At 69.4% G+C, this 21,740-nt stretch carries 21 protein-coding genes; all 21 read left to right on the forward strand.

Features of this window, described 5'->3' with window-relative positions:
- The first annotated feature begins 4 nt into the window (after nt 1–4).
- The 21 genes from thrC (at nt 5) to NLX94_RS19645 (ending at nt 21,667) form a co-directional block, all read left to right on the forward strand.
- Entirely contained in the window at nt 5–1,075 is a 1,071-nt protein-coding gene (gene thrC, locus NLX94_RS19545; RefSeq protein WP_254384236.1) for a threonine synthase, read from the forward strand.
- Nucleotides 1,076–1,400: 325 nt separating this feature from the next.
- The gene (gene thrB, locus NLX94_RS19550; protein WP_254384237.1) at nt 1,401–2,327 is read left to right on the forward strand and encodes a homoserine kinase; all 927 of its coding nucleotides are present in this window, start codon (nt 1,401–1,403) and stop codon (nt 2,325–2,327) included.
- Between the two features lie 458 nt (nt 2,328–2,785).
- Nucleotides 2,786–4,903 (forward strand): transcription termination factor Rho, encoded by a 2,118-nt coding sequence (rho, locus tag NLX94_RS19555; RefSeq protein ID WP_254384238.1) that lies wholly within the window; start codon nt 2,786–2,788, stop codon nt 4,901–4,903.
- A 223-nt stretch (nt 4,904–5,126) separates the two neighbouring features.
- On the forward strand, nt 5,127–6,230 hold the full coding sequence (locus NLX94_RS19560) for an LCP family protein (RefSeq protein ID WP_254384239.1): 1,104 nt from the start codon (nt 5,127–5,129) through the stop codon (nt 6,228–6,230).
- Between the two features lie 200 nt (nt 6,231–6,430).
- Complete coding sequence (rpmE, locus tag NLX94_RS19565; protein ID WP_254384240.1) at nt 6,431–6,646, forward strand: 50S ribosomal protein L31; 216 nt, start codon at nt 6,431–6,433, stop codon at nt 6,644–6,646.
- 114 nt (nt 6,647–6,760) lie between these two features.
- The gene (gene prfA, locus NLX94_RS19570; RefSeq protein ID WP_254384241.1) at nt 6,761–7,840 is read left to right on the forward strand and encodes a peptide chain release factor 1; all 1,080 of its coding nucleotides are present in this window, start codon (nt 6,761–6,763) and stop codon (nt 7,838–7,840) included.
- A gap of 98 nt (nt 7,841–7,938) precedes the next feature.
- Complete coding sequence (prmC, locus tag NLX94_RS19575; protein ID WP_254384242.1) at nt 7,939–8,784, forward strand: peptide chain release factor N(5)-glutamine methyltransferase; 846 nt, start codon at nt 7,939–7,941, stop codon at nt 8,782–8,784.
- Nucleotides 8,785–8,857: 73 nt separating this feature from the next.
- Nucleotides 8,858–9,505, forward strand: a complete 648-nt coding sequence (locus tag NLX94_RS19580; protein ID WP_254384243.1) for an L-threonylcarbamoyladenylate synthase — start codon at nt 8,858–8,860, stop codon at nt 9,503–9,505.
- Nucleotides 9,502–10,134: a protein-tyrosine-phosphatase gene (locus NLX94_RS19585; RefSeq protein WP_254384244.1), complete on the forward strand. Its 633-nt coding sequence runs from the start codon at nt 9,502–9,504 to the stop codon at nt 10,132–10,134. The genes NLX94_RS19580 and NLX94_RS19585 overlap by 4 nt, the downstream gene beginning before the upstream one ends.
- 188 nt (nt 10,135–10,322) lie before the next feature.
- Nucleotides 10,323–11,555: a serine hydroxymethyltransferase gene (gene glyA / locus NLX94_RS19590; RefSeq protein WP_254384245.1), complete on the forward strand. Its 1,233-nt coding sequence runs from the start codon at nt 10,323–10,325 to the stop codon at nt 11,553–11,555.
- A gap of 104 nt (nt 11,556–11,659) precedes the next feature.
- The gene (locus NLX94_RS19595; protein ID WP_254384380.1) at nt 11,660–12,994 is read left to right on the forward strand and encodes an MraY family glycosyltransferase; all 1,335 of its coding nucleotides are present in this window, start codon (nt 11,660–11,662) and stop codon (nt 12,992–12,994) included.
- 274 nt (nt 12,995–13,268) lie between these two features.
- A complete protein-coding gene (locus tag NLX94_RS19600; RefSeq protein WP_254384246.1) occupies nt 13,269–13,706 on the forward strand; it encodes a hypothetical protein in 438 nt (145 codons plus the stop codon).
- Nucleotides 13,707–13,916: 210 nt separating this feature from the next.
- Nucleotides 13,917–14,753, forward strand: coding sequence for a F0F1 ATP synthase subunit A (gene atpB / locus NLX94_RS19605; RefSeq protein WP_254384381.1), 837 nt, complete (start codon nt 13,917–13,919; stop codon nt 14,751–14,753).
- A gap of 81 nt (nt 14,754–14,834) precedes the next feature.
- The gene (gene atpE, locus NLX94_RS19610) at nt 14,835–15,068 is read left to right on the forward strand and encodes an ATP synthase F0 subunit C (protein WP_073773063.1); all 234 of its coding nucleotides are present in this window, start codon (nt 14,835–14,837) and stop codon (nt 15,066–15,068) included.
- A 42-nt stretch (nt 15,069–15,110) separates the two neighbouring features.
- Entirely contained in the window at nt 15,111–15,653 is a 543-nt protein-coding gene (locus tag NLX94_RS19615) for a F0F1 ATP synthase subunit B (protein WP_254384247.1), read from the forward strand.
- Nucleotides 15,650–16,465, forward strand: a complete 816-nt coding sequence (locus NLX94_RS19620; protein WP_254384248.1) for a F0F1 ATP synthase subunit delta — start codon at nt 15,650–15,652, stop codon at nt 16,463–16,465. Before NLX94_RS19615 ends, NLX94_RS19620 begins: the two co-directional genes overlap by 4 nt.
- 130 nt (nt 16,466–16,595) lie before the next feature.
- Complete coding sequence (gene atpA, locus NLX94_RS19625; protein WP_254384249.1) at nt 16,596–18,191, forward strand: F0F1 ATP synthase subunit alpha; 1,596 nt, start codon at nt 16,596–16,598, stop codon at nt 18,189–18,191.
- Nucleotides 18,192–18,211: 20 nt separating this feature from the next.
- On the forward strand, nt 18,212–19,129 hold the full coding sequence (locus tag NLX94_RS19630; protein ID WP_254384250.1) for a F0F1 ATP synthase subunit gamma: 918 nt from the start codon (nt 18,212–18,214) through the stop codon (nt 19,127–19,129).
- Nucleotides 19,129–20,568 carry a F0F1 ATP synthase subunit beta gene (gene atpD / locus NLX94_RS19635; protein ID WP_254384251.1) on the forward strand — a complete coding sequence of 480 codons (1,440 nt, stop codon included), beginning with the start codon at nt 19,129–19,131 and terminating at the stop codon, nt 20,566–20,568. The genes NLX94_RS19630 and atpD overlap by 1 nt, the downstream gene beginning before the upstream one ends.
- 141 nt (nt 20,569–20,709) lie before the next feature.
- Nucleotides 20,710–21,084 carry a F0F1 ATP synthase subunit epsilon gene (locus NLX94_RS19640; RefSeq protein WP_254384252.1) on the forward strand — a complete coding sequence of 125 codons (375 nt, stop codon included), beginning with the start codon at nt 20,710–20,712 and terminating at the stop codon, nt 21,082–21,084.
- 133 nt (nt 21,085–21,217) lie between these two features.
- Complete coding sequence (locus NLX94_RS19645; protein WP_254384253.1) at nt 21,218–21,667, forward strand: DUF2550 domain-containing protein; 450 nt, start codon at nt 21,218–21,220, stop codon at nt 21,665–21,667.
- Nucleotides 21,668–21,740 lie beyond the last annotated feature (73 nt).

Consider the following 21,740-nt stretch of genomic DNA (forward strand, 5'->3'; position numbering starts at 1 on the left):
ACCCATGAGCAGCAATCGCACCCACCAGTGGCGCGGCATCATCGAGGAGTACCGGGACCGTCTGCCGGTCACGGCGACGACCCCGGTGGTCACGCTCCGCGAGGGCGGCACTCCCCTCGTCCCCGCCCAGGTGCTCTCCGAGCGCACTGGTTGCGAGGTACACCTCAAGGTCGAGGGGGCCAACCCCACCGGGTCCTTCAAGGACCGCGGCATGACCATGGCGATCACCAAGGCCAAGGAGGACGGCGCCAAGGCCGTCATCTGCGCCTCCACGGGCAACACCTCGGCCTCCGCCGCCGCCTACGCGGTGCGCGCCGGGATGGTCTCCGCCGTCCTCGTGCCCCGCGGCAAGATCGCGCTCGGCAAGATGGGCCAGGCGCTCGTGCACGGCGCCAAGATCCTTCAGGTCGACGGCAACTTCGACGACTGCCTGGACCTGGCCCGCGCGCTGTCCGACAACTACCCGGTGGCGCTGGTCAATTCCGTCAACCCGGTGCGCATCGAGGGCCAGAAGACGGCGGCCTTCGAGATCGTGGACGCCCTCGGCGACGCCCCCGACATCCACGTGCTGCCCGTCGGCAACGCCGGCAACATCACCGCGTACTGGAAGGGCTTCAAGGAGTACAAGGCCGACGGCCTGGCCTCCCGTACGCCCCGCGTGTGGGGTTTCCAGGCCTCCGGCTCCGCGCCGATCGTGCGCGGCGAGATCGTCAAGGAGCCGCACACCATCGCCACCGCGATCCGCATCGGCAACCCGGCCTCGTGGGACTACGCCCTGCAGGCCCGGGACGAGTCGGGCGGCTTCATCGACGAGGTGACGGACCGCCAGATCCTGTCCGCCTACCGCCTGTTGGCCGCTCAGGAGGGTGTCTTCGTCGAGCCCGCCTCGGCCGCGTCGGTGGCCGGCCTGCTCAAGGCGGCCGAGCTCGGCCTGGTCGACCCCGGCCAGAAGATCGTGTGCACCGTCACCGGCAACGGCCTGAAGGACCCCGACTGGGCGGTCGCCGGCGCTCCGCAGCCGGTCACCATTCCGGTGGACGCCGAGGCCGCCGCGATCCGCCTCGGTCTCGTCTGACCGCAGGTCCCGCAGTTCCGGCAGGCCCCGCAGTTCAGTGACCGGGTTGCCGGATTCAGGAAGCCTTTCGAAGGCTGAGGAATCCGGCAACTCGGGCCGTACGGCACCAAAATCCCCGCAGGAGCCCGCGACACGCATCGTGCGCCTGTCGTGCGCCCTATGTCGGAGAAGAACCTTCCTTCGATAGGCTGTACTTACATCCGCCGTCGCGCATATGACCGCGGTGCTGCCCACAGGGCCTTCGGGTGTCGTACGTTCTCCAGTACATTCACAGCGAGCCAGTGAAGATCCCGTCTCGCACAGTCACAAGGAGTGTCATCGGAAGATGGCCGGTCCAGCGTTCCGCGCCGCCGCCGTACGGGTGCGCGTTCCCGCCAGCAGTGCCAACCTCGGCCCGGGCTTCGACGCCTTCGGGCTGGCCCTGGGGCTCTATGACGATGTCGTCGTACGCGTGGCCGATTCCGGCCTGAACATCGACATCGCGGGCGAAGGTGCCGACACCCTGCCGCGGGACGAGAGCCACCTCCTCGTACGTTCCATGCGCACCGCCTTCGACCTGCTGGGCGGCCAGCCGCGCGGCCTCGAGGTCGTCTGCGCCAACCGCATCCCGCACGGCCGCGGCCTCGGCTCCTCCTCCGCCGCCATCTGCGCGGGGATCGTGGCCGCCCGCGCCGTGACCATAGGCGGAGAGGCCAAGCTCGACGACACGGCGCTGCTCGAGCTCGCCACCGAGATCGAGGGCCACCCCGACAACGTCGCCGCCTGTCTGCTCGGCGGCTTCACCCTTGCGTGGATGGACGGCGGCAGCGCCAAGGCGATCCGCATGGAGCCCGCCGATTCCATCGTTCCGGTGGTCTTCGTCCCGACCAAGCCGGTCCTGACGGAGACCGCGCGCGGCCTGCTGCCGCGCACCGTCCCGCACGTGGACGCGGCCGTAAACGCGGGCCGCGCGGGTCTGCTCGTAGAGGCCCTGACCAGGCGTCCCGAGTTCCTGCTGCCGGCCACCGAGGACCGTCTCCACCAGGAGTACCGGTCCCCGGCGATGCCCGAGAGCGCGGCGCTCGTGGCCCGGCTGCGGGCGGACGGCATCCCCGCGGTGATCTCCGGCGCGGGCCCCACGGTCCTCGCGCTGGTCGACAACGGTGCGGCCGACAAGGTCGCACGGCTCGCGGGCGAGGGGTGGGCGGCCAACCGGCTCGCACTCGACGCCGCGGGCGCGAGCGTACTTCCGCTGGGAACCCAGGGCGGCTGATCCGTTCAGTAGAGGACACAGCCGGCAAGGGGCGGGCGGCCAGGGCAGGCCGCCCGCGCGGAGCCCGCGCGGAACCCGCGCGGAAGGGCGCCGAAGCCGGTGATGGAGAGGGGGAATGTCTGTTGGATCCGGTAGTGTTAGTCTCAAGTGCGCATCCGAAGCCGCCATGGCTTGGTGCTCAGTGTCCCTATCAGGGACCACCTTTCTTCCGGGAGCCTCCCCGACTGCTTTGATCACTGCCAGCAGTTTCGGGCACGCTCCGGAATCGGCGTGACATTCCCACGCTTCCAGCTCGGGGGCTTCTCGCCGGAACCACCCACGCACCTGCACGTTTCTCTCCGCCGTACCTATCGGCGGACCACCGCCCCGGCACAGTCCCGCACGCAGGACTGCCGTCGGACAGCACAACCGGTCGCCGAGCCAGACAGGCCGACGTCCGCTCCAGGGAAGGACCCTTCGTGAGCGACACCACCGATCTGATGGGCGCTGCCGACACCAACGTCGACACCAGTGCCCCCGCCGAGGGCGCCGCGCCGACCAAGCGCCGCCGCTCCGGCACCGGCCTTGACGGCATGGTCCTGGCCGAGCTCCAGCAGGTCGCGTCGGGCCTCGGCATCAGGGGCACCGCGCGGATGCGCAAGGGCCAGCTGATCGAGGTCATCAAGGAGGCGCAGGCCGGAAGCGGCGCCCCCAAGGCCGCTGCCTCCGCGCCCGCCGCCGCGGCCGCCGACGCCGGCGAGACCAAGCCGAAGCGCCGCGCCACCAGCAAGGCCCGTACGGGCGAGGCCGCCGCCGAGGCGCCCGCCGAGAAGACCGCCACGCAGGCCCAGATCGACATCCCGGGCCAGCCCGCCAGTGAAGACGCCGCCCCGGTGGGCGAGCGCCGCCGCCGGCGTGCCACCGCCCCCTCCGGCAGCCCCGAGGGCTCGGCCCCCGCCGCCGCCGTGCAGGTGGAGCCGAAGTCCGAGACCGTCGCTCCGGCCGCCCAGGCCGAGGCGAAGGCCGAGGCCGCCACCGCTCCCGCCGGCCAGGCCCAGGGCCAGGAAGGCGAGGGCCGCGGCCGTCGCGACCGCCGCGAGCGGGGCAACGACCGCGCCGACGGCCGCCGCGAGCGCCGTGACCGCGGCGCCAAGGCCGACGACCAGGGCCAGGGCGCCCAGGGTCAGGGCCAGGCCGGTCAGGGTGGCCAGGGTCAGAACCAGGGCCAGCAGGGCGGCCGCCAGGACCGGACCGACCGTCAGGACCGCCAGCAGGGCGGCCGCGGTCAGGGTCAGGGCCAGCAGGGCGGGCGCCAGGACCGGGACCGTCAGGACAACGGCCCGCAGGACGACTTCGACGAGGACGGCCGCCGCGGCCGCCGCGGCCGCTACCGCGACCGCCGTGGCCGTCGCGGGCGCGACGAGTTCGCCCCGGTCGAGACTCCGGTCGCCGACGACGACGTCCTGATCCCCGTCGCGGGCATCCTGGACATCCTCGACAACTACGCGTTCATCCGGACCTCGGGCTACCTGCCCGGCCCGAACGACGTGTACGTCTCCCTCGCCCAGGTCCGCAAGGCCGGTCTCCGCAAGGGCGACCACACCACCGGTGCGGTCCGCCAGCCCAAGGACGGCGAGCGCCGCGAGAAGTTCAACGCGCTCGTGCGCCTGGACTCCGTCAACGGCATGGCGCCCGAATCCGGCCGCGGCCGCCCGGAGTTCCAGAAGCTGACCCCGCTGTACCCGCAGGACCGGCTCCGTCTGGAGACCGACCCGGGCGTGCTGACCACCCGCATCATCGACCTCGTGTCGCCGATCGGTAAGGGCCAGCGCGGTCTGATCGTGGCCCCGCCGAAGACCGGTAAGACCATGATCATGCAGGCGATCGCCAACGCGATCACGGTCAACAACCCCGAGTGCCACCTGATGGTCGTCCTGGTCGACGAGCGTCCGGAAGAGGTCACCGACATGCAGCGGTCGGTGAAGGGCGAGGTCATCTCCTCGACCTTCGACCGCCCGGCCGAGGACCACACCACGGTCGCCGAGCTGGCCATCGAGCGCGCCAAGCGCCTCGTGGAGCTGGGTCACGACGTGGTCGTCCTGCTGGACTCGATCACCCGTCTGGGACGCGCGTACAACCTCGCCGCCCCGGCCTCCGGCCGCATCCTGTCCGGTGGTGTCGACTCGACCGCGCTGTACCCGCCGAAGCGCTTCTTCGGTGCCGCGCGCAACATCGAGGACGGCGGCTCGCTGACCATCCTGGCCACCGCGCTGGTCGACACCGGCTCGCGCATGGACGAGGTGATCTTCGAGGAGTTCAAGGGCACCGGCAACATGGAGCTCAAGCTCGACCGGAAGCTCGCCGACAAGCGCATCTTCCCGGCCGTGGACGTGGACCCCTCGGGCACCCGCAAGGAGGAGATCCTCCTCAACAGCGAGGAGCTCGCCATCGTCTGGAAGCTGCGCCGGGTGCTGCACGCGCTCGACTCGCAGCAGGCCATCGAGCTGCTCCTCGACAAGATGAAGCAGACGAAGTCGAACGCCGAGTTCCTCATGCAGATCGCGAAGACGACCCCGTCGGGCAAGAACGACGACTGACGTCCGCGCACCGCACCACCTGCGTGACCACGACCGCCCCCGCCGCATCCGCGGCGGGGGCGGTCGTTTCATGTCCGGGTGCGAGCTTTGACACATTCCGTATGCCGCTGCCGGGGCCGTGGAACCCTCGATGGCTTCCGTCCGTCTTTGTCTGATGGATGAGGGATGAGGGATACGGGGTCGGGGAGTCGGACCGAGCACGGACAGGCGGGCAGAGGAGAGCATGAGCCAGGACAACAGGGGCCACGGCCGCAGGGCCCGCGCGGGCCGACGCCGACGGAAGCCGGCCGCGCGCCGCAGGGCCGTCGTCATCGCCGCGTGGACCGCCGCCGGCGTGGTCCTCCTTGGCGGGGCGGGGCTCGGCTACTTCTACTTCAAGTTCAACGGCAACCTGAAGACGGTCGACATCGACGCCGCCCTCGGCAAGGACCGCCCGCAGAACGTGGACAACGGCTCGATGGACATCCTCGTCCTCGGCTCCGACTCCCGCAGCGGCGCCAACGGGGAGTACGGCCACGACGACGGCGGCTCCGCACGCTCCGACACGGCGATGATCGTCCACCTCAACGAGGGCCACACCAGGGCCACCGTCGTCTCGATACCCCGCGACACCCTCGTGACCAGGCCCGCCTGCAAGCTCCCGAACGGCAAGAGCGACCCGGGCGGCCCGCGCAAGATGTTCAACGAGTCGTTCACCGTCGGCGGGGCCCCCTGCGCGGTGGCGACCGTCGAGAAGATGTCCGGGATCCGCATGGATCACTACCTCGAAGTCGACTTCACGGGCTTCAAGGAGATCATCGACAAGCTCGGCGGCGTCGAGGTGACGACCACCAAGCCGATCAAGGACGACTACAGCCACCTCGACCTGCCCGCCGGGACCAACAGGCTGAACGGCGAGCAGGCCCTCGGCCTCGTCCGCACCCGCCACGGCGTCGGCGACGGCGGCGACCTGGGCCGAATACAGCTCCAGCAGGCCTTCATGAAGGCGCTGATCAAGCAGGTCAAGAGCATCGGCGTCTTCGACAACCCGAAGAAGCTGCTCGACGTGGCCGACACCGCCACCAAGGCGATCACCACGGACAAGGCGCTCGGCGATGTGAAGTCCCTGATGGGCTTCGCCCAGGGGCTGGAGGGCATAGGCCCCGAGCACATGCAGATGATCACCCTGCCGGTGACCGGGGACACCCGTGACCCCAACCGGGTCGTCCCGCTCACCAAGGAGTCCCAGATGGTCTGGGACGCCCTCCTGGCCGACCAGCAGGTCCCCGCCGAGGCCACCGCGAACTCGGCCGGCGACAAGGGCACCGCCGGCTCGGTGGTCCAGTAGTCGCCCAGCGGTACGAAAGCGCCTGGTCGGACGGGTTCCGGCGGTCCGCGGAATAGATGCGGGCCCCCCTCCGTTGAGGGAGGCGTCCTCAGAATTTTGACAGGCAGCCCGGTCCTGGCAGACTGGTCTGTCGGCCCCGGTTCACGCAGCGCGCAATTCGGCTCCTGCGACCCGGCGCCCTCCCGAATCTAGGAGACACCTTGAAGCGCGATGTTCACCCCCAGTACGTCGAGACCCAGGTCAGCTGCACCTGTGGCGCGTCGTTCACCACTCGTAGCACCCTGACCGAAGGCACCATCCGTGCCGAGGTCTGCTCCGAGTGCCACCCGTTCTACACGGGCAAGCAGAAGATCCTCGACACCGGTGGCCGCGTGGCCCGCTTCGAGGCCCGCTTCGGCAAGGCTGCACAGAAGTAGCGAGCCTCAGGCGCCGGCTCCCGGCTGCACCCTGTTCGCACGGGGGCAGCCGGACCGGCGCCTTTCTCGTCCCGCAGCCCTTTTCTTCACATTCACCATCTTCAGGAGCCCCCGATGTTCGAGGCGGTCGAGGAACTGATCGGCGAGCACGCCGATCTTGAGAAGAAGCTCGCCGACCCTTCGGTCCACTCGGATCAGGCCAACGCGCGCAAGCTCAACAAGCGCTACGCGGAGCTGACCCCGATCGTCGCGACCTTCCGTGCCTGGAAGCAGTCCGCCGAGGACATCGAGACGGCGAAGGAGTTCGCGGCCGACGACCCGGACTTCGTGGCCGAGGTCAAGGAACTGACCGCACAGCGCGAAGAGCTCACCGAGAAGCTCCGCCTGCTGCTCGTTCCGCGCGACCCCAGCGACGACAAGGACGTGCTCCTGGAGGTCAAGGCGGGTGCGGGCGGCGACGAGTCGGCCCTGTTCGCCGGCGACCTGCTGCGCATGTACCTGCGCTACGCCGAGCGCGTGGGCTGGAAGACCGAGATCATCGACGCCACCGAGTCCGAGCTCGGCGGCTACAAGGACGTCCAGGTCTCCGTCCGCACCAAGGGCGGCAACGGCGCCACCGAGCCCGGCCAGGGCGTCTGGGCCCGCCTGAAGTACGAGGGCGGCGTGCACCGCGTCCAGCGCGTGCCGGCCACCGAGTCCCAGGGCCGCATCCACACCTCCGCCGCCGGCGTGCTCGTCACCCCGGAAGCCGAGGAGGTGGAGGTCGAGATCAACATGAACGACCTGCGCATCGACGTGTACCGCTCCTCGGGCCCCGGCGGCCAGTCCGTCAACACCACCGACTCGGCCGTGCGCATCACGCACGTCCCGACCGGTGTGGTCGCCTCCTGCCAGAACGAGAAGAGCCAGCTCCAGAACAAGGAGCAGGCGATGCGCATCCTGCGGTCGCGCCTGCTGGCCGCCGCCCAGGAAGCCGCCGAGCAGGAGGCCTCCGACGTGCGCCGCAGCCAGGTGCGCTCCGTGGACCGCTCCGAGAAGATCCGTACGTACAACTACCCGGAAAACCGGATCTCGGACCACCGGACGGGCTTCAAGGCGTACAACTTGGACCAGGTGCTCGACGGAGACCTCGACCCGGTCATCCAGGCCTGCGTCGACACGGACTCCGCCGCGAAGCTCGCGTCCGCGCACTGATCCGCCGCAGGACCGCAGCACCCGGCAGGACCGCAGTACCCCGCAGGACCGCAGCACCCCGCACCACCCCCCGTACGACAGCAGCCCGGAGGACCAGCGTGAACTTGCTGCTTGCCGAGGTGGCCCAGGCCACCCAGCGGCTGGCCGCCGCCGGCGTGCCCTCACCGCGTTTCGACGCGGAGGAGCTCGCGGCCTTCGTGCACGGCGTCAAACGGGGGGAACTGCACCACGTCAAGGACGCGGACTTCGACGCCCGCTACTGGGAGGCCGTCGCCCGCCGCGAGGCGCGCGAGCCGCTCCAGCACATCACCGGCCGCGCCTTCTTCCGGTACCTGGAGCTCCAGGTCGGGCCCGGGGTCTTCGTGCCCCGGCCCGAGACCGAGTCGGTCGTGGACTGGGCCATACAGGCCGTCCGGGCGATGGACGTCGTCGAGCCGCTGATCGTGGACCTCTGCACCGGCTCCGGCGCCATCGCGCTCGCCATGGCGCAGGAGGTGCCGCGCTCGCGCGTGCACGCCGTCGAGCTGTCCGAGGACGCCCTGCGGTGGACCCGCAAGAACGCCGAGGGCTCCCGGGTCACCGTCCACCAGGGCGACGCGCTCAGCGCACTGCCCGAGCTGGACGGACAGGTGGACCTGGTCATCTCCAACCCGCCGTACATCCCGCTCACCGAGTGGGAGTACGTGGCACCCGAGGCCCGCGACCACGACCCCGAGATGGCGCTGTTCTCCGGCGAGGACGGCCTGGACACCATCCGCGGCATCGAGCGCACCGCCCACCGGCTGCTGCGCCCCGGCGGCATTGTCGTCATCGAGCACGCCGACACCCAGGGCGGACAGGTCCCGTGGATCTTCGCCGAGGAGCGGGGCTGGGCCGACGCCGCCGACCACCCCGACCTCAACAACCGCCCGCGCTTCGCGACCGCCCGCAAGGCCCTGCCGTGACCGGCCCCGCCATGACCGGTCCGGTCGGCGCGCGCATTCCCGCCACCACCCTGCTGCACGAGGAGGCCCGCTGATGGCCCGGCGATACGACTGCAACGACGCGACGGACCGCAAGACGGGCCTGCGTGAAGCCGCCTCCGCCGTACGCCGCGGAGAGCTCGTCGTGCTGCCCACCGACACCCTGTACGGGATCGGCGCGGACGCCTTCAGCGCCGAGGCCGTCGGCGACCTGCTCGCCGCCAAGGGGCGCGGCCGCAGCATGCCCACCCCCGTGCTCATCGGTTCCCCGAACACCCTGCACGGCCTGGTCACCGACTTCTCCGAGCAGGCGTGGGAGCTCGTCGACGCCTTCTGGCCGGGCGGTCTGACGCTCGTCGCCAAGCACCAGCCCTCGCTGGCGTGGGACCTGGGCGAGACCGGCGGCACCGTGGCCGTACGCATGCCCCTGCACCCCGTGGCGATCGAGCTGCTGACCGAGGTCGGCCCGATGGCGGTGTCCTCGGCGAACCTGACCGGGCACCCGGCGCCGGAGGACTGCGACGCGGCGCGCGAGATGCTCGGCGACTCCGTGTCCGTGTACCTGGACGGCGGCCCGACCCCCAGCACCCTGCCCTCGTCGATCGTCGACGTCACCGGGAAGGTCCCCGTCCTGCTGCGCGAGGGCGCGCTGACCGCCGAGCAGCTGCGGGAGGTCGTACCCGACCTCGAGGTGGCTCCGTGAGCCCTCAGGGGCGTGGCATAGCCGGGGACAACACCTTCCGCATCCTCCACGTCAGCACCGGCAACGTCTGCCGCTCGCCCATCACCGAGCGGCTGACGCGGCACGCGCTGTCCCACCGGCTCGGCGGCCCCGTCACCGGCGACCTGATCGTGGAGAGCGCGGGCACCTGGGGCCACGAGGGCGCGCCCATGGAGGCCAACGCGGCCGCCGTGCTGGCCGACTTCGGGGCGGACGCCTCCGGCTTCACGGGCCGCGAGCTGCTGGACGAGCACGTCATACGCGCCGACCTGGTCCTGACCGCCACCCGTGACCACCGTGCCCAGGTCATCTCGATGGGGCATTCGGCGGGGCTGCGCACCTTCACCCTGAAGGAGTTCACCCGGCTGGTGCGGGCCATAGACCCGGCGACCCTGCCGCCGCTGGAGGACGGGATGGTGGAGCGGGCCCGGGCGCTGGTCCGTGCCGCCGCCGCTCTACGCGGGTGGCTCCTCGCGCCGTCCCCGGACGCGGACGAGGTGTACGACCCGTACGGGGCTCCGATCACCTTCTTCCGGTCGATCGGCGACGAGATCAACCAGGCGCTGGACCCCGTGGTCACGGCCCTGACGGGCGTCACGGCTTCCCGCTGACGCCGGCGGTGCCGGGTGCGGTTGCCCTGCGGGGCCTTCCCCCACCCGCCCTTCGCCCGTTCCCCGGGGCTCCGCCCCGGACCCCGCGCCTCAGGCGCCGGCGAGGCTGGACCGTCGCGAGGCGGGACGGGCGGGCCCGGCCTACAGTGGCTGGTACCCGGTATGCGGTACCCCCCTGGAGTCGCGCCATGAGCGTCATCACCCAGCCCCTGGACCTGCTGCGGCAGCAGGATCCGCAGATGGCCGACGTCCTCGACGGGGAGGGCCGGCGGCAGACGGCCGGGCTCCAGCTGATCGCCGCGGAGAACTTCACCTCCGCCGCCGTGCTCACCGCCCTCGGATCGGTGCTCGCCAACAAGTACGCCGAGGGGTATCCCGGAGCCCGCCACCACGGCGGCTGCGAGTACGCCGACCTCGCCGAGCAGATCGCCGTCGAGCGGGCCCGCGCCCTCTTCGGGGCCGAGCACGCGAACGTGCAGCCGCACTCCGGATCCGCCGCCGTGCTCGCCGCGTACGCCGCACTGCTGCGGCCCGGGGACACCGTGCTCGCCATGGCGCTGACCTCCGGGGGACACCTCACCCACGGGTCGCCCGCCAACTTCTCCGGGCGCTGGTTCGACTTCGTCGGGTACGGGGTGGACGCGGAGAGCGGGCTCATCGACTACGCGCAGGTGCAGCGGCTCGCGCACGAGCACCGCCCCAAGGCCATCGTGTGCGGCTCCATCTCCTACCCGAGGCACCCCGAGTACTCCGTGTTCCGGGAGATCGCCGACGAGGTCGGGGCCTTCCTGATCGCCGATGCCGCCCACCCCATCGGCCTCGTGGCCGGCGGGGCCGCGCCGAGCCCCGTGCCCTACGCCGACATCGTCGTGGCCACCACCCACAAGGTGCTCCGGGGCCCCCGCGGCGGGATGATCCTGTGCGGGGCCGAGTTCGCGGAGCGGATCGACCGGGCGGTGTTCCCCTTCACCCAGGGCGGCCCGCAGATGCACACCATCGCCGCCAAGGCCGTGGCCTTCGGCGAGGCCGCCGGGCCCGCCTTCACCTCCTACGCGCACCGGGTGGTCGCCAACGGCCGCGCCCTGGCCGACGCGCTGGCCGCCCGCGGATTCGCGATCACCACCGGCGGCACCGACACCCACCTGATCACCGCGGACCCCGCACCGCTGGGCCTCGACGGCGCGGGCGCCCGGGGCCGGCTGGCCGCGGCCGGCATCGTGCTGGACACCTGCGCCCTTCCCTACGGCGACCAGCGGGGCATCCGCCTCGGCACCGCGGCGGTGACCACGCAGGGCATGGGGGAGGCGGAGATGGACCGGATCGCCGCGCTGTTCACGGCCGCGCTGACCGGCGGGGAGCCGGCGAGGATCCGTAGAGACGTCAACGAGCTGGTGGTCAATTTTCCGCCGTATGGGGTTTAAGCGGGGCAAGAGCGGCGTACCGCAACCGGGATACGGCCCCTGCGCGTCCCCGACAGTGAGTACATCGCAGCTAGTGTGTGGGGCTGAGATGGCCGGCGATACATCTGGGGCAGCCCGTGCGTGAATATCTGCTGACGCTTTGCGTCACGGTCGCGGTGACTTATCTACTCACCGGGCCCGTGCGGAAGTTCGCGATCGCCGTGGGCGCGATGCCAGAGATCCGCGCCCGCGACGTGCACCGGGAGCCCACTCCGCGGCTCGGCGGCATCGCGATGTTCGGCGGACTGTGCGCCGGCCTGCTGGTCGCGGACCACCTGCAGAACCTCAACGGGGTCTTCGAGAAGTCGAACGAGCCGCGGGCCCTGCTCTCCGGGGCGGCCCTGATCTGGCTGATCGGCGTGCTCGACGACAAGTTCGAGCTGGACGCCCTGATCAAGCTCGGCGCCCAGATGATCTCCGCCGGCGTGATGTGCATGCAGGGCCTGACCATCCTGTGGATCCCCATCCCGGGCATCGGAACGGTCTCGCTCACCCCCTGGCAGGGCAACCTGCTCACGGTGGCCCTCGTCGTGATCACCATCAACGCGGTGAACTTCGTGGACGGCCTCGACGGCCTCGCCGCCGGCATGGTCTGCATCGCGACCTGTGCGTTCTTCCTCTACGCGTACCGGATCTGGTTCGGCTACGGGATCGAGGCGGCCGCGCCCGCGACCCTCTTCGCCGCCATCCTGATGGGGATGTGCCTCGGCTTCCTCCCGCACAACATGCACCCCGCCCGGATCTTCATGGGCGACTCCGGCTCGATGCTCATCGGCCTGGTGCTGGCCGCCGCCGCCATCTCCGTCACCGGCCAGGTGGACCCGGACGCGATGGCGCTGTTCGTGGGCGGCGAGCGCAACGCGACGCACGCGATGCTGCCGGTCTTCATCCCGCTGATCCTGCCGCTCACGATCATCGCGATCCCGATGACGGACCTGGTCCTGGCCATCGTGCGGCGCACCTGGAAGGGCCAGTCGCCCTTCGCCGCGGACCGCGGCCACCTCCACCACCGGCTGCTGGAGCTCGGGCATTCGCACAGCCGGGCCGTGCTGATCATGTACTTCTGGTCGGGGCTGATCGCCTTCGGCACCGTGGCGTACTCGGTGCACTCCGCCTCGATGTGGATCGTTCTGGCCATCGCCGGGCTGAGCGCCGTGGGCCTGCTGCTGCTCCTGCTGCCCCGCTTCAGCCCGCGGGCCCCCCGCTGGGCGGAGCGGCTGGTCCCGCCGCGCTACCGGCACGCGGAGCGGGCCGCCGAGGCCGCCCTGCAGGACGATTCCGCGGCGGAGCCGGAGCCGGCCCGGCCGATCGCGGCGGGTGTGTCCGGCGTCAACGGGGCAACCGCCATCGGCCCCCGTTCGCGCTTCCCCGACCGGCGTAAGGCCGGGTCCTCGCGCTGACGTCCATCACGCATGTCGGACATGAACGCCCTTTACCAGACAAGCCACTTGCGTGTCGCGCACACACGCGCAGGGTCACTCTCATGTGTGACAGTCGGCACACCCCCCGGGTAAAGCTCTCATCAAATACTTTGTGATACCGTTCACTAAACCCGGCGACAGAGCCGAAGGACCGTAGTGCGACGGTCCATTGGCCCGAGGTCCTCACTCGGACCGGGCTTACGCTCGTCCTGTACGAGTCCCGTGCCCCCACCACCACGCGGAGCAAACCGCCATGCGGTCAGATGACGTCCGATCCCTCCTGCAATCCGCCGTACCCACGGCTGTCGCCGGCGCTCTCGCCGCCGTCGTCAGTGGGATCGTCGCCGGTGGCAAGGGGGCGGTGGGCGCCGTCGTCGCGACGGTCGTGGTGATGCTGTTCATGGGCATCGGATTCCTCGTACTGCAGCGCACGGCGAAATCACTGCCGCACCTGTTCCAGGCCATGGGGCTGATGCTCTACACGGCCCAGATCCTGCTGCTCTTCGTCTTTCTCGCCGTGTTCAAGAACACGACGCTGTTCAACCCCAAGGCCTTCGCGATCACGCTCGTCGTCACCACCCTGGTGTGGATCGGCGCACAGGCGCGTGCTCACATGAAGGCCAAGATCCTCTACGTCGAACCTGATTCGGTGAAGGGCGACAAGCCCGGAAATTCGGGTCAGAAGTCGTGAGGGGTAGGGGCGGAATAAGTACGCGTTCGAGATGCTGCTATCGTCCGGTTTCAACTGTGGCAATGCTGGCGCGGGCATCTGAGCTGACGCCTGTTCCATCGCGAGGCTCGACGCCCGACCGCCGCCCCCACATCCGTAACACCAGTCCAGTGCCGAACAGCGGCTGTCCGCCGCGCCGACACAACGAGGTTGCCGTACCTATGCGCCACGCTGAAGGAGCCCGCGGTGAGTGCTGACCCGACTACGGTGCTCGCCTTCGAGACCGATTGCCACATCTTCGATGGTTGTGGATTCCCGGCTCCCGGCCTGCACTCGTTCCTGTTCCAGCCGATCTTCGGGGACGGTGACAGCAACGCGTACTTCAACAAGACGATGCTGCTGGCCCTGCTCGGCACGGTCGTCATCGTCGCCTTCTTCTGGGCCGCCTTCCGCAAGCCGAAGGTCGTCCCGGGCAAGCTGCAGATGGTCGCCGAGGCCGGCTACGACTTCGTACGCCGCGGCATCGTCTACGAGACGCTCGGCAAGAAGGAGGGCGAGAAGTACGTCCCCTTCATGGTCTCGCTGTTCTTCTTCGTCTGGATCCTGAACCTCTGGTCGATCATTCCGATCGCCCAGTTCCCGGTGACGGCGATCTTCTCGTACCCGGTCGGCCTCGCCCTGATCGTCTACGTGATCTGGATGAGCGTCACGTTCAAGCGCCACGGCTTCGTCGGCGGCTTCAAGAACCTGACCGGCTACGACAAGTCGCTCGGCGCGGTCCTCCCGCTGGTCATGGTCATCGAGTTCTTCTCGAACGTCCTGGTCCGCCCGTTCACCCACGCGGTCCGACTGTTCGCGAACATGTTCGCCGGTCACACCCTGCTGCTGCTGTTCACCATCGCCAGCTGGTACCTGCTGAACGGGATCGGCATCGCCTACGCGGGCGTCTCGTTCATCATGGTCATCGTGATGACCGCGTTCGAGCTGTTCATCCAGGCTGTCCAGGCGTACGTCTTCGTCCTCCTGGCCTGCAGCTTCCTGCAGGGCGCGCTCGCCGAGCACCACTGAGCCCCGGCTCGCTCCTGCAATCCCCCCGAATCGTCCGGTGGCCAACCCCCACCGGTCCATGAAAGAGAAGGAAGAACTGGCATGTCCCAGATCCTCGCTGCCACCGAAGGCGTCACCGGCTCCCTCAGCTCCGTTGGCTACGGCCTCGCGGCCATCGGCCCCGGCGTCGGCGTCGGCATCATCTTCGGTAACGGCACGCAGGCTCTTGCCCGTCAGCCCGAGGCTGCCGGTCTGATCCGCGCCAACCAGATCCTCGGCTTCGCCTTCTGTGAGGCGCTCGCCCTCATCGGTCTGGTCATGCCGTTCGTCTACTAAGACGAACTCCACGACTAGTCCGAATCGACGAAAGGCACTGATGTGAACCTCCTGGTTCTCGCGGCTGAGGGTGGGGAAAACCCCCTCATTCCGCCGATCCCCGAGCTCGTCATCGGTCTGATCGCCTTCGTCATCGTCTTCGGTTTCCTCGCGAAGAAGCTCCTTCCGAACATCAACAAGGTTCTGGACGAGCGCCGCGAGGCCATCGAAGGCGGTATCGAAAAGGCTGAGGCCGCTCAGACCGAGGCTCAGAGCGTGCTGGAGCAGTACAAGGCCCAGCTCGCCGAAGCACGGCACGAGGCCGCCCGTCTGCGCCAGGACGCACTGGAGCAGGGCACCGCGCTCAAGGAAGAACTGCGCGCAGAGGGCCAGCGGCAGCGTGAGGAGATCATCGCTGCCGGTCACGCCCAGATTGCGGCTGACCGCAAGGCCGCCTCTTCGGCGCTCCGTCAGGACGTCGGCAAGCTGGCGACCGACCTGGCCGGAAAGCTTGTCGGCGAGTCCCTCGAGGACCACGCCCGGCAGAGCCGCACGATCGACCGCTTCCTCAGCGAGCTTGAGGAGAAGGCCGAGGCCGCCCGATGAACGGAGCGAGCCGCGACGCGCTGGCTACCGCCCGCGAGCGTCTCGACGCGCTGACGGACAACACGTCCGTCGACGCGGCGAAGCTCGCCGGCGAGCTGGCGGCCGTCACCGCGCTGCTCGACCGTGAGGTCTCGCTGCGTCGGGTCATCACGGACCCGGCGCAGTCCGGCGAGGCCAAGGCCGAGCTGGCCGGTCGTCTGCTCGGCGGCCAGGTGGGCGGGGAAACCCTCGACCTGGTGTCCGGCATGGTCCGGTCCCGCTGGTCGCAGTCCCGTGACCTGGTGGACTCGCTCGAGGTCCTGGCGGCCACCGCCGACCTCACGGCGGCCCAGCGCAGCGGAGGCCTCGACGACGTCGAGGACGAGCTGTTCCGGTTCGGCCGGATCGTCACCTCGAACACCGAGCTGCGCGCCGCACTGACCGACCGGTCGGCGACCGCCGCCGCCAAGAGCCAGCTGCTGCGCAGCCTGCTCGGCGGCAAGGCGAACGCCGTCACCGAGCGGCTGGTCACGCGTCTCGTCACGCACCCGCGTGGACGTAGCCTGGAAGCGGGCCTCGAGTCCCTTTCGAAGGTCGCCGCCGAGCGCCGCGGCCGCATGGTCGCCACCGTGACCAGCGCGGTTCCGCTCAGCGACGTCCAGAAGCAGCGTCTCGGCGCGGTGCTGGCCAAGCTGTACGGCCGCCCGATGCACCTGAACCTCGACGTGGACCCCACGGTCCTCGGCGGGATCTCGGTGCGGGTCGGCGACGAGGTCATCGACGGCACCATCGCGGACCGCATCGCCGAGGCGTCGCGCCGCATGGCCGGCTGACCAGCCACTTATTAGAACAAAGCATTCCTAGCGGCCCGGTTGGGCCGTGCAGAACTTGCAGAAGATTCCTGGGGGTCGCCCCCAGACCCCTAAGAAGCTTCAGGCCCAACAAGGAGAGCAGGGAACCCAGATGGCGGAGCTCACGATCCGGCCGGAGGAGATCCGGGACGCACTGGAGAACTTTGTCCAGTCGTACCAGCCGGACGCGGCCTCGCGCGAGGAGGTCGGGACGGTCAGCGTTGCCGGCGACGGCATCGCGAAGGTGGAGGGCCTGCCCTCCGCCATGGCGAACGAGCTGCTGAAGTTCGAGGACGGAACCCTTGGTCTCGCCCTGAACCTCGACGAGCGCGAGATCGGTGCGGTCGTCCTCGGCGAGTTCAGCGGTATCGAGGAGGGCCAGCCGGTGCAGCGCACCGGTGAGGTGCTCTCCGTCGGCGTCGGCGAGGGTTACCTCGGCCGCGTTGTCGACCCGCTCGGCAACCCGATCGACGGCCTCGGCGAGATCGCGACCGAGGGCCGCCGCGCCCTCGAGCTGCAGGCCCCCGGCGTCATGGTCCGCAAGTCGGTCCACGAGCCGATGCAGACCGGCTACAAGGCCATCGACGCGATGGTGCCGGTCGGCCGTGGTCAGCGTCAGCTGATCATCGGTGACCGTCAGACCGGCAAGACCGCTCTGGCCGTCGACACGATCATCAACCAGCGCGACAACTGGCGCTCGGGCGACGTGAACAAGCAGGTCCGCTGCATCTACGTCGCCATCGGCCAGAAGGGCTCGACCATCGCGTCCGTTCGCGGCGCCCTGGAAGACGCCGGCGCGCTCGAGTACACGACGATCGTCGCCGCCCCGGCGTCCGACCCGGCCGGCTTCAAGTACCTGGCGCCGTACACCGGCTCGGCCATCGGCCAGCACTGGATGTACGCCGGCAAGCACGTCCTGATCATCTTCGACGACCTGTCGAAGCAGGCCGACGCCTACCGCGCCGTGTCGCTGCTGCTGCGCCGTCCGCCGGGCCGCGAGGCCTACCCGGGCGACGTCTTCTACCTGCACTCCCGTCTGCTGGAGCGCTGCGCCAAGCTCTCTGACGACATGGGTGCCGGTTCGATGACCGGTCTGCCGATCGTCGAGACCAAGGCGAACGACGTGTCGGCGTTCATCCCGACCAACGTCATCTCCATCACCGACGGCCAGTGCTTCCTCGAGTCCGACCTGTTCAACGCGGGCCAGCGCCCGGCGCTGAACGTCGGTATCTCGGTCTCCCGCGTCGGTGGCTCGGCCCAGCACAAGGCCATGAAGCAGGTTTCCGGCCGTCTGCGCCTGGACCTCGCCCAGTACCGCGAGCTGGAGGCGTTCGCCGCCTTCGGTTCCGACCTGGACGCCGCTTCCAAGGCTTCGCTGGAGCGCGGCAAGCGCCTGGTCGAGCTGCTGAAGCAGGGCCAGTACCAGCCGATGCCCGTCGAGGAGCAGGTCATCTCCGTCTGGGCCGGCACCACCGGCAAGATGGACGACGTCCCGGTCAACGACATCCGCCGCTTCGAGTCGGAGCTGCTGGAGCACCTGCGCGTCTCGCGCAAGGACCTCCTCACCTCCATCGCGGACGGTGGCAAGATGTCGGACGACACCCTCACCTCCATCGCTGACGCCATCGCGGACTTCAAGCGCGGGTTCGAGACCTCGGACGGCAAGCTCCTGGGCGAGGACGCGCCGGCCGTCAACGTCTCCAAGTGACGACGGAAGGAAGCTGACTCATGGGAGCGCAGCTCCGGGTCTACAAGCGTCGCATCCGTGCCGTCACGGCGACCAAGAAGATCACCAAGGCGATGGAAATGATCGCCGCCTCGCGCATCGTCAAGGCGCAGCGCAAGGTGGCGGCATCGATGCCGTACGCGACCGAGCTCACCCGTGCGGTGACCGCGGTGGCGACCGGTTCGAACACCAAGCACGCCCTGACGACCGAGGTCGAGGCGCCGGTGCGCGCCGCGGTCCTGCTCATCACGAGCGACCGCGGTCTGGCCGGCGGCTACTCCTCGAACGCCATCAAGCAGGCGGAGCGGCTCACCGAGCGGCTGCGCGGCGAGGGCAAGGAGGTCGACACGTACATCGTCGGCCGTAAGGGTGTCGCCTACTACGGGTTCCGCGAGCGCAAGGTCGCGGAGTCGTGGACCGGCTTCACCGACAGCCCGGCCTACGCCGACGCCAAGCGCGTCGCGGCGCCGCTGATCGAAGCCATCCAGGCTGTTACGGCCGAGGGTGGCGTCGACGAGCTGCACATCGTCTACACGGAATTCGTGTCGATGATGACGCAGAACGCGGTCGACGGCCGGATGCTGCCGCTCAGCCTCGACAAGGTCGAAGAGGAGACCGGCGCGAAGGGCGAGATCCTTCCGCTGTTCGACTTCGAGCCGTCGGCGGAGGACGTCCTCGACGCCCTTCTGCCGCGCTACGTCGAGAGCCGCATCTACAACGCACTGCTGCAGTCGGCCGCCTCCGAGCACGCCGCCCGCCGCCGCGCGATGAAGTCGGCGACCGACAACGCCGGGGATCTCATCAAGAGCCTCTCCCGGCTTGCCAACGCGGCCCGCCAGGCCGAAATCACCCAGGAAATCAGCGAGATCGTCGGTGGCGCCAGCGCCATGGCAGACGCGACCGCGGGGAGTGACAAGTAATGACGACCATTGAGACGGCCGCCGCCACGGGCCGCGTCGCCCGGGTCATCGGCCCGGTCGTCGACGTGGAGTTCCCCGTCGACGCCATGCCCGAGATCTACAACGCCCTCAAGGTCCAGGTCGCCGACCCGGCCGAGAACGGCGCCCTGAAGACGCTGACCCTGGAAGTCGCCCAGCACCTGGGTGACGGCCTGGTCCGCACCATCTCCATGCAGCCCACCGACGGTCTGGTCCGCCAGGCCCCGGTGACCGACACGGGCGAGGGCATCACCGTCCCCGTCGGTGACTTCACCAAGGGCAAGGTCTTCAACACCCTGGGTGAGGTGCTGAACTACCCGGAGGAGAACGCCAACGTCACCGAGCGCTGGCCGATCCACCGCAAGGCGCCCCGCTTCGACGAGCTCGAGTCGAAGACCGAGATGTTCGAGACCGGCGTCAAGGTCATCGACCTTCTCACCCCGTACGTCAAGGGTGGAAAGATCGGTCTGTTCGGTGGTGCCGGTGTCGGCAAGACCGTTCTGATCCAGGAAATGATCTACCGCGTCGCCAACAACCACGACGGTGTGTCGGTCTTCGCGGGCGTCGGTGAGCGTACCCGTGAGGGCAACGACCTCATCGAGGAAATGGCCGACTCGGGCGTCATCGACAAGACGGCGCTTGTCTTCGGCCAGATGGACGAGCCCCCGGGCACGCGTCTTCGCGTCGCGCTGGCCGGTCTGACCATGGCGGAGTACTTCCGCGATGTGCAGAAGCAGGACGTGCTCTTCTTCATCGACAACATCTTCCGTTACACCCAGGCCGGTTCGGAGGTGTCGACCCTTCTGGGCCGCATGCCGTCCGCCGTGGGTTACCAGCCGAACCTGGCTGACGAGATGGGTCTGCTGCAGGAGCGCATCACCTCGACCCGTGGTCACTCGATCACCTCGATGCAGGCGATCTACGTCCCCGCGGACGACCTGACCGACCCGGCGCCGGCCACCACCTTCGCCCACCTCGACGCGACGACGGTTCTTTCCCGTCCGATCTCCGAGAAGGGCATCTACCCGGCCGTGGACCCGCTGGACTCGACGTCCCGCATCCTCGACCCGCGGTACATCGCGGCGGACCACTACGCCACGGCGATGCGCGTCAAGGGGATCCTGCAGAAGTACAAGGACCTCCAGGACATCATCGCGATCCTCGGTATCGACGAGCTGGGCGAGGAGGACAAGCTCGTTGTCCACCGTGCCCGTCGTGTCGAGCGCTTCCTGTCGCAGAACACGCACGTCGCCAAGCAGTTCACCGGTGTCGACGGTTCGGACGTTCCGCTCGACGAGTCGATCACGGCCTTCAACGCGATCTGCGACGGAGACTACGACCACTTCCCCGAGCAGGCGTTCTTCCTGTGCGGTGGCATCGAGGACCTGAAGGCGAACGCCAAGGAGCTGGGCGTCTCCTGATCCGGCGCGCTCCGCGAGGAGCGCATCCGGTTCGCAGGTTTGCACGGAGAGGGGCGGGTGTGTCCCGTCCCTCTCCCCACGCCCATTAGAATTTGACCCAACACCCGGCCTTCCCGCCGGGTGGTGACCCGAGGAGCCACCTTGGCTGCTGAGCTGCACGTCGAGCTGGTCGCGGCGGACCGTAGCGTCTGGTCCGGCGAGGCCACCCTGGTTGTCGCCCGCACCACGTCCGGCGACATCGGCGTCATGCCCGGTCACCAGCCGCTTCTCGGTGTGCTGGAATCGGGCCCGGTGACCATCCGTACCGTCGGGGGCAACACTGTTGTCGCCGCGGTGCACGGCGGATTCATCTCGTTCGCGGACAACAAGCTGTCCCTGCTGGCCGAGATCGCCGAGCTTGCCGACGAGATCGATGTCGAGCGGGCGGAGCGGGCACTGGAGCGCGCGAAGTCGGAGACCGATGGGGCCGCCGAACGTCGCGCCGATGTCCGGCTGCGCGCGGTTTCGGGGCGCTGAGCCCCAGTACTGGTAAGAGTTTTACACCTCAGCCGCGGCCCGTTCCGGAATTTTCCGGACCGGGTCGCGGCTGAGGCGATGCGGGTGCGTTTTGGGATGTGCGTCATTCGATGAGCGAGGAGGTCGGTGAAAGATGCTCCTCGCTCTGCTTGTGAGCGGCCTGGTCGTCGTGGCCCTGGTGGTGATCGGGCTGTTTGTGTTCGGGCTGCGCCGCAGACTGATCCAGCGCTCCGGCGGCACCTTCGACTGCAGCATGCGCTGGGGCGTGTCCGAGGAACCGGACGTCTCCGGCAAGGGCTGGGTGTACGGGGTCGCGCGCTACAGCGGTGACCGCATCGACTGGTTCCGCGTCTTCAGCTACTCCCCGCGGCCGCGCCGGCTGCTGGAGCGGTCCTCCATCGAGGTCGTCGCCCGCCGTGCGCCCGAGGGCGAGGAGGAGCTGGCCCTGCTCTCCGACGCCGTCGTGCTCGGCTGCCTGCACCGCGGCACCCGCCTGGAGCTGGCGATGAGCGAGGACGCGCTGACCGGTTTCCTGGCCTGGCTGGAGGCGGCGCCTCCCGGCCAGCGGGTGAACGTGGCCTGAGGCCGGCGCAGCCGCACGAGCGGCGCGTAGAAAACGAAGAAGCCGGGAAGAGGGGGGCGGACCCCTCTTCCCG

The sequence above is a fragment of the Streptomyces sp. TBY4 genome (genome assembly GCF_024213195.1).
In the GTDB taxonomy this organism is placed as follows: Bacteria; Actinomycetota; Actinomycetes; order Streptomycetales; family Streptomycetaceae; genus Streptomyces.

What these genes read in the sequence shown, in the direction of transcription:
- thrC (WP_254384236.1), top strand. Translation starts at nt 5, where the DNA reads ATGAGCAGCAATCGCACCCACCAGTGGCGCGGCATCATCGAGGAGTAC.
- thrB (WP_254384237.1), top strand. Translation starts at nt 1,401, where the DNA reads ATGGCCGGTCCAGCGTTCCGCGCCGCCGCCGTACGGGTGCGCGTTCCC.
- NLX94_RS19560 (WP_254384239.1), top strand. Translation starts at nt 5,127, where the DNA reads ATGAGCCAGGACAACAGGGGCCACGGCCGCAGGGCCCGCGCGGGCCGA.
- prfA (WP_254384241.1), top strand. Translation starts at nt 6,761, where the DNA reads ATGTTCGAGGCGGTCGAGGAACTGATCGGCGAGCACGCCGATCTTGAG.
- NLX94_RS19580 (WP_254384243.1), top strand. Translation starts at nt 8,858, where the DNA reads ATGGCCCGGCGATACGACTGCAACGACGCGACGGACCGCAAGACGGGC.
- glyA (WP_254384245.1), top strand. Translation starts at nt 10,323, where the DNA reads ATGAGCGTCATCACCCAGCCCCTGGACCTGCTGCGGCAGCAGGATCCG.
- NLX94_RS19600 (WP_254384246.1), top strand. Translation starts at nt 13,269, where the DNA reads ATGCGGTCAGATGACGTCCGATCCCTCCTGCAATCCGCCGTACCCACG.
- atpE (WP_073773063.1), top strand. Translation starts at nt 14,835, where the DNA reads ATGTCCCAGATCCTCGCTGCCACCGAAGGCGTCACCGGCTCCCTCAGC.
- NLX94_RS19620 (WP_254384248.1), top strand. Translation starts at nt 15,650, where the DNA reads ATGAACGGAGCGAGCCGCGACGCGCTGGCTACCGCCCGCGAGCGTCTC.
- atpA (WP_254384249.1), top strand. Translation starts at nt 16,596, where the DNA reads ATGGCGGAGCTCACGATCCGGCCGGAGGAGATCCGGGACGCACTGGAG.
- NLX94_RS19630 (WP_254384250.1), top strand. Translation starts at nt 18,212, where the DNA reads ATGGGAGCGCAGCTCCGGGTCTACAAGCGTCGCATCCGTGCCGTCACG.
- atpD (WP_254384251.1), top strand. Translation starts at nt 19,129, where the DNA reads ATGACGACCATTGAGACGGCCGCCGCCACGGGCCGCGTCGCCCGGGTC.
- NLX94_RS19645 (WP_254384253.1), top strand. Translation starts at nt 21,218, where the DNA reads ATGCTCCTCGCTCTGCTTGTGAGCGGCCTGGTCGTCGTGGCCCTGGTG.